Genomic DNA, 13,977 nt, shown 5'->3' with positions numbered 1-13,977 from the left:
CTTAATTTGACCTATGCTGAATGCATTTCACAATTGACATGTATCCCATAAACGTTATATCAATATAATAAGAGACTGATATAAGGCTTAAAAATGTTTGGCATTGACTTAGATGTTAATTTAATTATGTTTAACTTTATGCAAATGAGTATCGCATTTGTATTATCTCTACCGATAGCCCTAAATCGTGAATTAAATGATCGTGGCGCAGGGTTACGCACTTTCCCTTTAGTGACGATTGCATCATGTGCATTTATGCTTGTAGGTATGAGTGTTTACGAAGGTTCTAATGCAGAGGCTCGCGTGATGTACGCTATCATTACCGGCATGGGTTTTATTGGTGGTGGTGCTATTTTCAAAAATAATGATGGAGTAAAAGGTACAGCAACGGCCGCAGGCTTATGGAATACTGGAGCCATTGGTGTTTCAGTGGCTTATAGTCGTTATGAAATCGCTATTGTATTATCAACTATTGGCTTTTTAATTTTTCAGTTCTCAGCAGCAATGAAGCCCAAGAAAACATAAGTTAGCACTTACGCTTTCGACTCATCCATTGTGTTTTCAGCTAGCACTTGCTTTTCTCGTTCCGCTTTAGAAATATATTTTGGTTTATTGCTCTTTTGTTTCTTTGCGTTTGCTTTTTTCTGCTTAGCAAGCAATGTTGATTTTACTTTTTTCTTTCTGTTCATATAATACCGCCTCTTGTTAACCTCGCTATTATAGCAATTGCTTACAAGTAAACGTAGTTATGACACTAGCGCGTGTTACTTCCAAATGTTAATCACTCATAATTAACGACAAACTCTTTCATAAAATACCGGTTGATATGAAAAAAATTACCCTTTACACCATGAAAAATTGTCCACATTGTAAAACAGCACAACAATACTTAGACAAACGCAATTTGCCCTATCGTTTATGCAATGTTAAAACACCATCGGGTCAGAAAGAGCTTGCAAGGTTAGGCTATAGAGCAGTTCCTGTCTTAAAAATAGGCGATGCTATCTTAAATGGTTTTTCGATTAAACAATTTGAACGCATGTTAAAAAGTGAGTAACCATTAAACCGATGCTCATCTTCGCTCCAACTTTATATAACTTAACCTTATTTAAATTGATGCCAGTAAGACATGTTTATCCGACTTATTAGCGTGATATATTTACCGAATAAACTCGATTTAATGGTAATTTCATTTCTTCTTTTTTCTTTTAACATTCTGACTATCCTCCTAATAAAACTGAGGTAAGTGTGAATAACCTTGGTTTACTTAGCCAACGATAAGAACTAATATCTTACATAAGTTAAACTTATATATGATTTATAATGGATGCTCGTTTAAAACACCTTAACGCGCTCAATACTTTTGTCACTTCTGCTAGGCTTGCTAGCTATAGCATGGCTGCAGAAGAATTATTTGTGTCTCAAGCAGCTGTTAGCCAACAAATTCGTCTGCTAGAACAAAGTTTAGGCGTTAAGTTGTTTATTAGAAGTGGCCGAAACATGCTATTAACACAACAAGGTCAAGAGCTTTACCACGCTTGTAGTCAAGGCTTCAAGTATATAATTGATGGATTAAATAAAGTAAAACAAGACGGCATAGCGGGTGAACTCACTATTACGTCAACACAGGCCTTTTGTTCTTTATGGCTCATGCCTCGTTTATATAAGTTCTCGTTATTACATCCTGATATTAACATTCGCATTCTTGCTTCAAATACCTTAGAAGACATGGCGAAAAAGCATATTGATGTTGCGATACGGTTTGGCCTAGATAAAAGCAGACTACAAGCAGAGCATTTGACTATTGAGCAATGTGGTACCATTAAAGCTTTTCCCGTTTGTTCACCAAAGTTAATCTCATCAAATAACATCACAACACCTAAAGACTTACTCAATTGCCAACTCATTTATTTAGCGAATCAAGGAAAGGTGACTTGGCAACGTTGGTTTGAAGAGGCTGGTGTAACGGGCTATGAGCAACATAAAATGAAAACCGAAGTATCATCTACTGATATGGCGCTAAGTGCTGTATTAGGAGGGTATGGGGTTACTCTTGCAGCAACTGAGTTATTTTCAACTTATTTTGCGAGTAAACAAGTTGTAATACCGTTTAATATTCAACACCCTGTACAATGGTATCGTTTTCTTTTATATGATCAGCATTCATCTAAGTTGGCGCGTATTAATATTTTCATCGATTGGCTAAAGAATGAAATAATGAACAACCCAGATAAAACCAATTAACATAATGACTCACAATTGCCGCAACCTGGCTCGACAATTGCTGTAGTTAAATCGATGACATTGAACAGATACATATTTAGGTGACTCATGGTAGAAATTTTAGTTGTAGATGATAGAGCTGATATCCGATTAAGTCTTGTTGTACTTCTAGAGCAACATGGCTATTCAGTAAGAGAGGCCGACAGCCCACAACAGGCACAAGTACTGTTAAAAGAGTACGATATCGCCTTAATTTTGCTCGACATGAATTTCAATTTAGACACAACCTCTGGCGATGAAGGTTTACAGTTCTTAAATTGGATGCAACAAAGCAACATTGCATTACCGGTAATAGCCATGACAGCCTGGAGCAATGTTGATCTAGTCGTACAAGCAATGCGATTAGGTGCAACAGATTTCATCGACAAACCTTGGAAAAACCGGCAACTACTCAATGCCATCAAACAACAACTATCATTGCAAATATTAAGTAAAGAAAACGCTGGCTTTAAACAGCAACGTGACGACAAGCAACAACACCAATATCAGTGGCAGTCTTCATGTATGTTACAACTTTTTGATGAACTCGAAACGGTAGCTGCTACCAATGCTAATATTTTACTGACCGGTGAAAATGGCACAGGTAAAAGCGATCTCGCTCTTTGGATTCACAATCATTCAGAGCAGCGTGATGCGCCCATGGTATCAGTTAATATGGGCGCTATTTCAACCAATTTATTTGAAAGTGAAATGTTTGGTCACATTAAAGGTGCGTTTACTGATGCTAAAGCTAACCGTTTAGGTCGATTTGAATTAGCTGAAAACAGCACGCTTTTCCTTGATGAAATAGCTAACACTCCAATAGAACAACAAGCCAAAATATTGCGAGTATTAGAATCAGGGGAATATGAAGTGTTAGGCAGTAGCAAAACTAAGTTTGCTAAATGCCGAATCATTAGTGCTACCAATGCTGAATTTTCAGTTCTTATTCAACAAGAAAAATTCCGTGAAGATTTATATTACCGTTTAAACACTATTGAATTGCGTGTTCCATCACTTAAGGAAAGAAATATCGATATTGTGCCACTTAGCCGATATTATATTGCCAACTTCTGTCAAAAATATAAAAAGCCACATTGTGAACTTTCAACTTCCGCCGAGAATGCATTGGTTGGTTATCATTGGCCTGGTAATTTGCGTGAATTAAGTCACTTAATAGAACGCGCGGTTTTATTAAATAAAACCGGCGTGATAGATGATACCGAATTACGTTTAACCGCAAGCGCCCCTTCAATAGATCTTCCGTTAATGACCTTAAAAGAAGCTGAAATTTCCCTCATAAATAAAGCGCTTTCGCAAACTGACGGTAATATACCAAAAGCCGCTGTATTAATAGGGTTAACTAAATCATCAATGTATCGCCGCATTGAAAAATACGGGTTAAATTAATATGCGTTCACTAGAAAACTTTCTGACCTTACGTATTGTTTTGCTTGCATTACCAGGGGCAATTTTTATTTGGCTTTACCTTAATAAACTTGAAGTGCTATGGCATTGGCATGCCATAGCACTTTTCTGTTATATACTTTTTATCGCCTTATTAATGGTCACGATTAAGTTTCAAGTGTTTCGATCATATAACCGAGCTGGTTTACACCTTGACGCCATCAAACAAGAAGACTTTAATCAATTTGCAAAATCTCCCTTTCCTGAAGGTAAAGTAAAAGATTTTCATCAACAACTCAGCCAATTGAGCACCACACTTCAAGCAAATAAATCACGCTATGATCAACATATTTTTTTAGTTTATAAGTTAATCTCTGAATTAACCTCACCTATTTTAGTGTTTAATCAAAAGCAACAATTAACCTTTGCCAATGAAGCTTTTCATCAACTATACGACCAACCTTGGCAAATGCAACGACTCGCCACTCCTGAACTACTTGATTTAAGCTTCAAAGGAAATCATTGGGTATTCAATAAAGCAGTATCTAAGTGGCAAATTAAACACAGTGAATTTATCGACAACGAAGAACAATATTTATTACTTGTTTTTATCGACATCGAAACAGCACTGCGTGAAAACCAACTTAAAGCGTGGCAACAAATCATACGTGTGTTAAGTCACGAAATCAGAAATTCACTAACGCCGGTTTCATCAATGGCAGAAACCCTCGCCGAAAAAGCATTGGTTGATAGGGATAAACAAATATTATCTGTTATTACCGATCGCTGTGCACATTTACAAAGTTTTGTTGACCGTTACTCTACAATTTCTAAACAAATAGAGCTTAAAAGAAATGATGTAAGTATTGATTACCTTACTAACCTTTTACATAAATTTTTCGAGGGCAAGAATGTTTCTTTACAGAGCTCATTAACAACGATTTGGGTCGACATTAGCTTTTTTGAACAAGTGCTTATTAATTTAACTAAGAACGCATTTGAAGCAAATGCTTCAACAGTCAATATTAACATTGAAGAAGTTGATCTACATATCATCATAGAAGTAACAGATGATGGTCATGGCTTTAACAATTTAGATAATTTATTCGTGCCGCTTTACACAACTAAACCTGATGGCCAGGGGATCGGTTTAAGTTTTTGTAGAAATATTATTGAACAGCATGATGGCATCATAGAATTGTACAATAATACAAATAAAGGTGTTACTGTAATGATTATTCTGCCTGTTAAAAAGTAACGTAAGCTATAAGAAAACAAGTTCGATTATGGGATAAAAAAGTTCGATTTCGAACCGTTTAAAAACAACTAGATGAATTATAACACTATTTTTCATTACCCCACCAATTCAACACTGTTGCTTTTTCCAACAAACAGAGATTCAATTAGCGTAAAACACTATTCAGTTAAAGTTTCACAAGTAAAACTTTCATTATGATTTTATATAAAATCAACATTTATAACGACTTATAAAAATTTACTTTTCGCCAAATAGCAGATCCGTTAAGATGAAAAGACTAGGCATATCGTCGTAAATCGTTAAGATAGAGGGGTAAATAAATACATTCATGCGTAAGGGCATATCATGAAACTAATGACAAAAATAGCAGTAACAAGTGCATTAACTTTATCTGTTTTATCGGTAAATGCACAGGTAGCTAAATCTGAAAAACAAGCAAGTCGCGCGGCCGAAACACGACAAGCCGTATTTAAGTTATTGGGCGCCAATATGTCTCCACTAGGGGCAATGGCTAAAGGAAAAATTGCATTTGACGCAGCTGCCGTAGAAAAACATGCCACTAGGATTAATCAATTATCATTAATGATTAACGATCATACTAGCCTAGATACATCTGGTTTTGATGTAACAACGGAAGCTTTAGATAAGGTATGGCAAGACCGAGCAGGTTTTGAAAAAGCGATTGAAAAATTAACCAAAAATTCAGCGCAGCTAATAACAGTTTCAGCGTCAGGTAATGAAGCTGCTATCAAGAAAGCCATTAGCGGTGTAGGAAAAAGCTGTGGTGGTTGTCACGATAACTTCAAAATGGATTAATCACACCATCAATTACCATCTAACCTAATGCATACATAGGTTAGATGGTCTGATAACACTCGAGAATGTTCTTTTCAAGAATATCTTAGCGCGTGTTAATGTTTTTAGTATACTTTTTCAGCATTTAATTTGGTGATTGTACAAGTTGAACGTATGTAATAAAGGGGACTCCGATAAATCATGAAACACCACAGAAAAATCAACAAGCCCTAATAATAAAACTCTTCTATTACCGGCGCATTTAACACCACAAGCCAATAAATAAAAAAACCAACGGCTGTAGCGGCAACGATAAAAGTAATAATTTTAGAGTGTGCGATTCCGTCTTTTTCGTTGACATCATTATCTGGCTTCTTACCTGTTAACATCGGCTTGATTAAATCACGCTTTTTTACCACTCGATAATAGGCTATAGCTGCAATATGTATTGCTGAAGCAATCAAAATAAAATCAAAGCCGTTATGGTGAATAGTATTCATGATTTTTTCTAGTTCACTACTTAATACACCGTAATAAGGACCCGAGGAAAAAATGTCATCATCTATAAACAAACCCGAAGTAGCCTGTAATCCAATCAGCACTAACATTAGGATGATCATTAAAGCACCTAGTGGATTATGGCCAGGTGGCTCTCGCTTATCTATCAGGAATTTCTTTAATCGAGATGGTGTTGGAAAAAACGCAGTAAATTTAGCATGTCGTGTTCCGACAACCCCCCAAACAATTCTAAACACAATCAGACTAAGCGCAAAGTAACCGCACTTGATGTGATTTTCGATTAAACCATTCTCAGATGTATACCATAGGGCTAATAAAGTGCCCACTAGCAACCAATGAAAAAGTCGAATGGGTAAATCCCAAATTAAATATTGCTTCATATCTATCCTCATTAACATTCACTAATACCAATTCGCATAAATATTCGGTCATTCAGCGAGAATTAAACACTTTAGAGGCACGGCGTTGATTGCAGAGCAGGAGAACGTGCTCCTGCGTTCTCTAATAAGCTACATCCTTGTAGCGTCCTTTTCAAAATCAACAACACAGGCTATGAAGCGTTTAAACTCGCCCTTTGGGAGCGTGTTAGAGGCGCGATAATTGCGCAAAACGTGTTTGATGTAGAACAACTATACCTGCACACGTTTCGCTTATTCTCCCACCTCTGACATCGCTCTGAACTGACTTAATCTTTATGCGAATTGGTATAAATCATAGTGCAGTTAAAAATGCGAAAGAGCAATATTATAAATCAGTCTGATTTTGAAATTAAGTCGTCCGATTTCGAACTTTTTGTCTTAACAATTCGAACAACATGGCTTATAGCCCCTGATTTTATGAATATTTTGACTGGCACGGTTTTCGCAATATAACGTCGTGATTCAATTTTTTTATAGTTATATTATGGATGTTGTAAAACAAAAGTCTTTTAACAACAAATCAGTAAAACGAATAGCCATGGCTATAATCGTTTTACTTGGCTTGTTATCAATGTATTTAATTAAACAAAATGTAAATCAAGTTACTTTAAACAAAAAAGATTTAGTGATCGGCCAAGTTACTCAAGGTGAATTAAGAGTGACAGTGGATGGTTATGGCAAACTCATTTCTCATAAACAAGAGTTAATCACTTCGTTAACTCGAGCAACGGTGAAACAAATCGTATTAAAACCTGGTGCCGTCGTAGAGAAAGGTAGCTTGATTGTGAAACTTGAAAACCCTGAACTTGGCTATCAACTTTCTAGCGCGCAACAACAACTTGTTAGTTTACAAGCTAACTCTCGACAATTAGCGCTTAACCAACAAAGAGAGGTAATTGCTGAACAGTCAAAAATTTCCGAATACTCTGCAAAACTCGAATCTGCTAGTTTAAAAAGGAAAGCTGAAGAAAAACTTTTTAAACAAGGTATCGTTTCTGGCCTTAAATTTCGAGAATCTCAGCTGAATGAAAAACAATTAAAAACAACAATTACCCTAGCTAATCAAAGCTTAAAACATTTGCAAGATGTACATCAGGAAGCTTTGCTGATTCAACAAGAGCGCATCAACCAGCAATTAAATACGGTCAAGAATGCTCAAGATCGCTTAGATGCATTACATGTTGTCGCAAAATTTGATGGAATTTTGCAGAGGCTACCGGTAAGCCTTGGTCAAAGTATTAATCCAGGGCAAGAAATAGCGTTAATTGGCAGCACTAGTGATTTAATTGCAGAAATTCAAATCCCACAATCACAAGCTAACGCAATACGCATAGGCCAACAAGTAGAAATAGATACACGTCAATCTATCTTATTAGGCAAAGTATCGCGCATTGACCCGATAGTCCAAGATAACTCAGTTTTGATTGATGTCACATTTACTCAACCTCTTGATAACAACATGCGCCCAGAACAAAACGTTGATGCTGAAATCATTACTGATACTTTATCAAATGTCGCTTATATCGAACGACCAGCCAATATTCAGGCTAAAAGCCAACAAGCCATGTATCGATTAGAAAAAGGTAACAACAAGGCAACACGCGTTGAAATTACCTTTGGTCAAAAAACGTCACGCTACGTTGCCATTATAAAAGGTGCAGTACCTGGCGACAGCTTTATATTAACTGATTTAACCAACTACCAAGCCTCAGAAATTGCATTAAATTAAGGACCCCACATGAACGAAATATTAAAATTAGAGCAAATAACGAAAATATTTGAAACTGAAGAATTAGAAACGCACGCTTTATCAGGCATTAGCTTAACGATACATCAAGGAGAATACGTATCAATTTCTGGACCTTCGGGGTGTGGTAAGTCAACCTTGTTATCCATTATGGGGCTTTTAGATTTTGCAACGAAAGGTCAGTACTTTATTGAGGGTCAAGATGCGACCTCGTTAACACTTAATCAAGCTGCAACGATGAGAAACGAAAAAATTGGTTTCATATTTCAATCATTTAATTTGATCGATGAATTAAGTGTTTTTGACAACGTCGCTTTGCCATTACGCTATCACAGCCAGAAATTTAGCAGTAAAGAGATAGAAAAACGTGTAGTCGCACGCTTAGAACAAGTTGGCCTATCACATCGAATTAGCCATAAACCGAACCAATTGTCAGGTGGTCAGCAACAACGTGTTGCCATCGCCCGTGCTTTAATCGCCAATCCAAGCATTTTATTAGTCGATGAGCCAACCGGAAACCTTGATTCAAAAGCCGGAGATCAAGTCATGGACTTACTTGAAGAACTGAACAATCAAGGTACCACTATTTGTATGGTGACGCATGATCCAAGATATGCAGATATGGCAAAAATTAAAGTACAACTGCTTGACGGTAAGGTCTTACACGCCCCTGTAACAAAAGCCTCTATTTAATTGAAACTAACAAAACAAGGGTTCTGTGATGAAATTATTTCTATTTCACCTGACTTTAGCACTTAAAAATCTTAAACATAATAAAAGCTATGGCTTTGCTGTTATTTCCACATTGGCGTTAACCTTAGGTGCATTAATTTGTGCACTCACGTTAGCTTTTGTCATGTTATACAAACCGTTACCATACCCAGATCAGCAGCAATTAGCCTATGTTGAACATCAGCTTATCAATAATGAACAAAAAATAGATGGCCGGGCATTTACTTATCCAAACTTAATGCATTTATATGAAAATCATGGCATTTTTTCTGAAGTTGCCATGCAATACCTCGACGCTAAAATAGTAACGTCAGAACCATCTAAGCCATTTGTAGAAATATCCTATGTAACACCCGAATGGTTCGACATTTTTGCTGCGCCAATGCAGTTAGGTCGCCGTTTTGAACAAAGTGAAAAACTAAACAGCTATAATCCCGTCGCTATTTTAAGCCACCAAACATGGCAAGATATGTTTGGTTCGCGTGAAGATATCATTGGCTACAGTGTTAGTTTTGGTGGTAAATCGTTTGAAGTAATTGGTGTGTTAGCACCTGATTTCAATGAACTCAATTTAGCCGCTCCAGGGGTTAAATCTGCAATGTTTGTTCCCTGGGATTTCAACTCTGTGCCAGATTCAGAAAGGGTTCGTTGGGGTAACGACGACGGTTCATTAACCTTTGTTGGAAAGTTACCGAAAAACATGAACCATATACAAGCATCACAGCGTTTGTCACAGTTAATTAATGATAATTGGCGATTAAATGTATCAAAGCATAATTTTTTTGATGGTTGGTCAATTAATATCGAAACATCTCCATTAAGCGAACTGCTCATTCAAGATAACGAGCAACTGCTATTTTTATTAATATTAGGTACATTAGGACTCGCGATTATCGCCATTGCAAACATCGCAAACCTTTATTTAGCACGTACTGTACAACAACAGCACACCCTTGCTATAAACGCTGCTGTAGGAGCACCAACATCTGGCATTATTACAATGGTTGTTGCTGAAGCAATTATTCTACTGACCATCGCGTTAATACTGAGCCTAATGGTGTCTGAATTGGGTTTTAGTTTTATTAGCACTTATCTTGATAGTTATTTACCCCGTGCTGCCGAATTAAGCTTAAACTTTTTTTCTGTTGGTGCCGCGCTAGCTATTTTAATTATTCTCATCGTATTCTTCATCGCGCTCAGTTTACGTATTACCAATTATCGTCAGCTGATCACCAACCTAAGGAGTAGCGGTAAAGGTACCAAAGTACAAGTTTCAAAAAAAATGCGTAGCGTATTGATCACAAGCCAAATAACTATCGCGATATTCCTTATTTTTGCTAATAGTATTTTATTAACCGATGCTTACAAGGTTATGAAGAAGCCTTTAGGGTATCAAACTGATAATATTCATTCATTGGTCATGGCTTTACCAAGTGCTAATCAAGGAATGAGCGAAAACACAATGCAAAGCCTAATTCGTAAAATTAAGGCACACCCTAGCGTTGCAGCTGTTAGCCAATCTCATCGACCATCAGCCTTTTTCACTTTAGCGTTTACCGAGCAACAATCCGGACGAAAATATTCCGAGCGTGCTAAAGATATTGATGAAAATTATTTTGCTTTAGTTGGCCAGCCCTTAATTACTGGAGAAAACGTACAGAACAAACATCGCAATAATGATCTGCGCGGCATCGTAGTAAATGATCTATTAGCGCATAAAATGGCGCCTGACGGTGACGTGATTGGGCTTAAAATCAACAATTCATCTTTTGTTTCAGGTATTGTAAAAAGTATCATTGTACCAGGGCAAAAAGCACCTGAGCCCAGGTTCTACTTTTTATCTCAAGCGTCGCGTAATATCTTATTAATAAAGACTAAACCAAATCAAATATTGTCTCGTGATGCCATTCTAGCAATAGTGTCTGACATAAGCCCACAGCTGAATATCTTTAGTTATCAGCCAATTCAGCATTATAAAGATGCTCGTTTATTTGCCAGTAAAACGACAACCATCACGACCTTAACACTTATCGTTATCACGTTACTATTATGTTCAATTGGCCTTTATGGCATTTTAAAATATAACAGCGAGATGCGACGTTTTGAAATAGGTACACGTATTGCGATAGGCGCTAAAGCACGTGATATCATAAAATTGGTATGTGGTGAAAACATCAAGCCACTCATTTTAGGTGTAATTATCAACTTGGTCATCATAAGCGCGGGATTTTATATTTATAGTAATCTACTCAATGAATATATTAATCAACACCTTATATGGACTTTCCTCATAAGCCTGATTATTGTTAGCGCTATTGTGCTAATCGCTAGTTACTTACCGGTGAAAAAGTATATAAATCACCCCGCAGTACTTAGTCTTAGGGTGGGATGATAGTGATAGCTGCATCAATGACATATCACATGAAACAAGCATGGCAATCGATAACAAGACACCCGATGTTTGGTGCCAATGTGGTTGCAACAATTGCGATCACATTAGGCGCATTATTATGTGCGACCACCCTAATTTATCTCATGTTGATAAAACCTTTACCTTACCCAGAAATGGAAAAACTATATCTTGCTAAGCAAGCAATGGTAAATCAAGAGGGTGATTTTATCGGTGAAGGATTTTCTTATCCGGCGGCAAAACAACTATATAACAGCCAAGGTGAGAATGAAAACGTAGCACTTAGCTACTTGATAACCGATGTTATCACCTCATTGGCAGAGCCCGTTACCATTGAAAGTGGTTATGTCACCAATGAATGGTTTGATTTATTAGGCGCAACATTCATTGTTGGCGGTAATTTTTCCCATCAACAAAAAATAGAGAGCTTTACCCCTGGCGCTATTCTCAGTTATCAACTTTGGCAAGAGCAATTTGGTAGCGATCCAAATATACAATCAAAAAGCATTGATATCCGAGGTATTTCTCATCCCATTATTGGAGTGTTGTCGCCAAGTTTTGTTGAGCCAGAAATCAAAGGTATTGGCCGAAAAACACAGCTTTGGTTAGCTTGGGATTTTAACTGGGCAGAACAAATGGGCTGGGGTGAGCTATCTTCAATAGACGGCGCTGTTCACACGTTATTTAAACTACATGAAAATCAGAATGTTAATAACTTAAAACACCAATTGAATAATCAGCAGCGTGATTTATGGCAACAAACTTTTGCTAATCAGCCAAGTTTTCAAGATTGGCAGATATCCATCGAACTCATTGAACTGAGTAATGCCATCTATCAAGGACAATCAGAGCTTATTTATTACGTGTTTTTTGCTTGTTTAGGCATTTTTTTCATCGCAATGACAAACATCACTAATTTGTTTATGTCGAGAACAATTGAACAACAGCGTAATTTAGCGATTCATGCCGCCATAGGTGCTAAAAAGTTTAACCTGTTTACATTGTTGTTCATAGAATATGGTATGTTGTTATTGATTGCGCTCCCTTTTGTATTGGCTTTTGCCTATTTGGGTTTCTATCTTCTACAACAACATCTAACCTCAGTGTTACCTAGAGCTGAAGAGCTGTCTTTATCTTGGTTTTCATTAGCATTTAGCACCTGCGTACTAGTGTTGCTCAATACGATTTTTACCCTAGTATGTCGACAACTGGTACCATATCATCGGCTTAACAATGCTTTGAACCAAAGTGGTAAAGGTAGTGGAATACAAATTAAAGCATCCGTTAGATCAAGTTTAATTGCTATTCAAATCACCATTGCCGCCACATTAATTTTTATTAATCTTGCTATGTTTAATCAGGCATATAAGACAATTAATCAACCAATGGGGATATCAGTAGATAACCTATGGCAATTAAGGTTAATGGAGAAAAACCCTACAGAGACGCCAACGGAAACACTTCGCAATGATTTAATCCAAATCAATCGTGCGTTAAATCAACACCCAGAAATTGCTCAATCGACAATTTCGTTATCACCATTAATATGGTTTGGTAACTACCCAATATTCGATCCAGAGCAAAATACGCAATTTACGCCAGAAGTAAAATTAATTGATGACGGGTATTTTCCCATGCTTAGTCAAACGTTTATCACGGGTGAAAACTTTACCGAACAACAAGTTTTAGATGGTGAATTTGTGATGGTGATCAATGAAAAAATGGCCCATTTACTTGCGTCAACAGAGACGGTGATAAACAAAAAAGTTCGCTTTTGGGGGCGTGATTATAACGTTATTGGTGTTGTACAAGATTTGCAGCTGCCAAACGATCTTGATGTCCCTCCTAGGGCATACGTTCCCGATAGCAGAAAGCGCGCCAATATCATGTTGAAGTCAATAGTATCTACCCCGCTTAAAAAGGCGGATTTGCTTAGCGTGGTAGAGTCTGTATCCATTCACTACACCATTCGAGAAATTAAACCGTTTGATGATGATAAGCACCGTTTGTTATTTATGCAGTATACAACCATCGCGGTCACAGGCTGTTTAACAATACTGACGCTTTTTTTAGCAATAATAGGTCTATATGGCATTTTAAGTTACTCAAGCCAACTTCGACGTCATGAAATTGGTACACGTTTGGCGATAGGCGCCAAAGGTTCTGATATATTATCAATGATGTTTAAAGAAAACCTGAAGGCTTTATTCTGTGGCCTAATTGGCAGTGTATTTACAAGTTCCTGCTTGTTTTTCATGTTTGATGAACAACTCAATGATCTCATTAATGCTAGTGCAATTATTTGGTTGTCTGTCACACTGGTTATAGTGGTTAGTGTTACGCTTATAGGGTGTTACTTACCCATCAGGCAATATGTTGCAAATCCTGTGATTAAATGCCTTAGAGCGACAGAAGAATAGCAGTGTAC

Annotated in this window: 12 protein-coding genes; 10 read left to right on the top strand and 2 right to left on the bottom strand. The window is 37.1% G+C overall.

Annotation, left to right across the window (positions count from 1 at the left end; all coding sequences use genetic code 11):
- The first annotated feature begins 93 nt into the window (after window positions 1-93).
- Window positions 94-525, top strand: coding sequence for an MgtC/SapB family protein (locus tag QUE72_RS00355; RefSeq protein ID WP_286270835.1), 432 nt, complete (start codon window positions 94-96; stop codon window positions 523-525).
- A gap of 8 nt (window positions 526-533) precedes the next feature.
- On the opposite strand, the gene QUE72_RS00350 is transcribed toward QUE72_RS00355, so the two are convergent.
- Window positions 534-689 (bottom strand): DUF2986 domain-containing protein, encoded by a 156-nt coding sequence (locus tag QUE72_RS00350; protein WP_074497276.1) that lies wholly within the window; start codon window positions 687-689, stop codon window positions 534-536.
- A gap of 137 nt (window positions 690-826) precedes the next feature.
- On the opposite strand from QUE72_RS00350, the gene QUE72_RS00345 reads away from it, so the two are divergent.
- The 5 genes from QUE72_RS00345 (at window position 827) to QUE72_RS00325 (ending at window position 5,743) form a co-directional block, all read left to right on the top strand.
- The gene (locus QUE72_RS00345) at window positions 827-1,057 is read left to right on the top strand and encodes a glutaredoxin family protein (RefSeq protein WP_286270832.1); all 231 of its coding nucleotides are present in this window, start codon (window positions 827-829) and stop codon (window positions 1,055-1,057) included.
- 266 nt (window positions 1,058-1,323) lie between these two features.
- The gene (locus tag QUE72_RS00340; RefSeq protein WP_286270830.1) at window positions 1,324-2,244 is read left to right on the top strand and encodes a LysR substrate-binding domain-containing protein; all 921 of its coding nucleotides are present in this window, start codon (window positions 1,324-1,326) and stop codon (window positions 2,242-2,244) included.
- Between the two features lie 87 nt (window positions 2,245-2,331).
- Window positions 2,332-3,672 carry a sigma-54-dependent transcriptional regulator gene (locus QUE72_RS00335; protein WP_286270827.1) on the top strand — a complete coding sequence of 447 codons (1,341 nt, stop codon included), beginning with the start codon at window positions 2,332-2,334 and terminating at the stop codon, window positions 3,670-3,672.
- Between the two features lies 1 nt (window position 3,673).
- Window positions 3,674-4,927 (top strand): sensor histidine kinase, encoded by a 1,254-nt coding sequence (locus tag QUE72_RS00330; RefSeq protein ID WP_286270826.1) that lies wholly within the window; start codon window positions 3,674-3,676, stop codon window positions 4,925-4,927.
- A 345-nt stretch (window positions 4,928-5,272) separates the two neighbouring features.
- Entirely contained in the window at window positions 5,273-5,743 is a 471-nt protein-coding gene (locus tag QUE72_RS00325; RefSeq protein WP_286270824.1) for a c-type cytochrome, read from the top strand.
- Window positions 5,744-5,952: 209 nt separating this feature from the next.
- On the opposite strand, the gene QUE72_RS00320 is transcribed toward QUE72_RS00325, so the two are convergent.
- A complete protein-coding gene (locus QUE72_RS00320) occupies window positions 5,953-6,621 on the bottom strand; it encodes a cytochrome b/b6 domain-containing protein (RefSeq protein ID WP_286270821.1) in 669 nt (222 codons plus the stop codon).
- Between the two features lie 577 nt (window positions 6,622-7,198).
- Here QUE72_RS00320 and QUE72_RS00315 point away from each other — a divergent pair.
- Genes QUE72_RS00315 through QUE72_RS00300 form a run of 4 tightly spaced genes read left to right on the top strand, consistent with a single transcriptional unit; the run spans window position 7,199 to window position 13,969 of the window.
- Window positions 7,199-8,389 (top strand): efflux RND transporter periplasmic adaptor subunit, encoded by a 1,191-nt coding sequence (locus QUE72_RS00315; protein ID WP_286270819.1) that lies wholly within the window; start codon window positions 7,199-7,201, stop codon window positions 8,387-8,389.
- A 9-nt stretch (window positions 8,390-8,398) separates the two neighbouring features.
- Window positions 8,399-9,100, top strand: coding sequence for an ABC transporter ATP-binding protein (locus tag QUE72_RS00310; protein WP_074497257.1), 702 nt, complete (start codon window positions 8,399-8,401; stop codon window positions 9,098-9,100).
- Between the two features lie 28 nt (window positions 9,101-9,128).
- The gene (locus tag QUE72_RS00305; RefSeq protein ID WP_286270818.1) at window positions 9,129-11,531 is read left to right on the top strand and encodes an ABC transporter permease; all 2,403 of its coding nucleotides are present in this window, start codon (window positions 9,129-9,131) and stop codon (window positions 11,529-11,531) included.
- Between the two features lie 2 nt (window positions 11,532-11,533).
- Window positions 11,534-13,969, top strand: coding sequence for an ABC transporter permease (locus tag QUE72_RS00300; protein ID WP_286270816.1), 2,436 nt, complete (start codon window positions 11,534-11,536; stop codon window positions 13,967-13,969).
- Window positions 13,970-13,977 lie beyond the last annotated feature (8 nt).

The sequence above is a fragment of the Thalassotalea hakodatensis genome (assembly GCF_030295995.1).
Classification (GTDB): domain Bacteria; phylum Pseudomonadota; class Gammaproteobacteria; order Enterobacterales; family Alteromonadaceae; genus Thalassotalea_C; species Thalassotalea_C hakodatensis.
The sequence above is the reverse complement of the archived record's forward strand: the minus strand, read 5'-3'. Positions and strand labels throughout refer to the sequence as shown.

Excerpts from the sequence above, each read along its gene's own strand:
- QUE72_RS00315 (WP_286270819.1), top strand. The coding sequence starts at position 7,199 with ATGGCTATAATCGTTTTACTTGGCTTGTTATCAATGTATTTAATTAAA.
- QUE72_RS00335 (WP_286270827.1), top strand. The coding sequence starts at position 2,332 with ATGGTAGAAATTTTAGTTGTAGATGATAGAGCTGATATCCGATTAAGT.
- QUE72_RS00340 (WP_286270830.1), top strand. The coding sequence starts at position 1,324 with ATGGATGCTCGTTTAAAACACCTTAACGCGCTCAATACTTTTGTCACT.
- QUE72_RS00320 (WP_286270821.1), bottom strand. The coding sequence starts at position 6,621 with ATGAAGCAATATTTAATTTGGGATTTACCCATTCGACTTTTTCATTGG.
- QUE72_RS00310 (WP_074497257.1), top strand. The coding sequence starts at position 8,399 with ATGAACGAAATATTAAAATTAGAGCAAATAACGAAAATATTTGAAACT.
- QUE72_RS00350 (WP_074497276.1), bottom strand. The coding sequence starts at position 689 with ATGAACAGAAAGAAAAAAGTAAAATCAACATTGCTTGCTAAGCAGAAA.
- QUE72_RS00325 (WP_286270824.1), top strand. The coding sequence starts at position 5,273 with ATGAAACTAATGACAAAAATAGCAGTAACAAGTGCATTAACTTTATCT.
- QUE72_RS00345 (WP_286270832.1), top strand. The coding sequence starts at position 827 with ATGAAAAAAATTACCCTTTACACCATGAAAAATTGTCCACATTGTAAA.
- QUE72_RS00305 (WP_286270818.1), top strand. The coding sequence starts at position 9,129 with ATGAAATTATTTCTATTTCACCTGACTTTAGCACTTAAAAATCTTAAA.
- QUE72_RS00355 (WP_286270835.1), top strand. The coding sequence starts at position 94 with ATGTTTGGCATTGACTTAGATGTTAATTTAATTATGTTTAACTTTATG.
- QUE72_RS00330 (WP_286270826.1), top strand. The coding sequence starts at position 3,674 with ATGCGTTCACTAGAAAACTTTCTGACCTTACGTATTGTTTTGCTTGCA.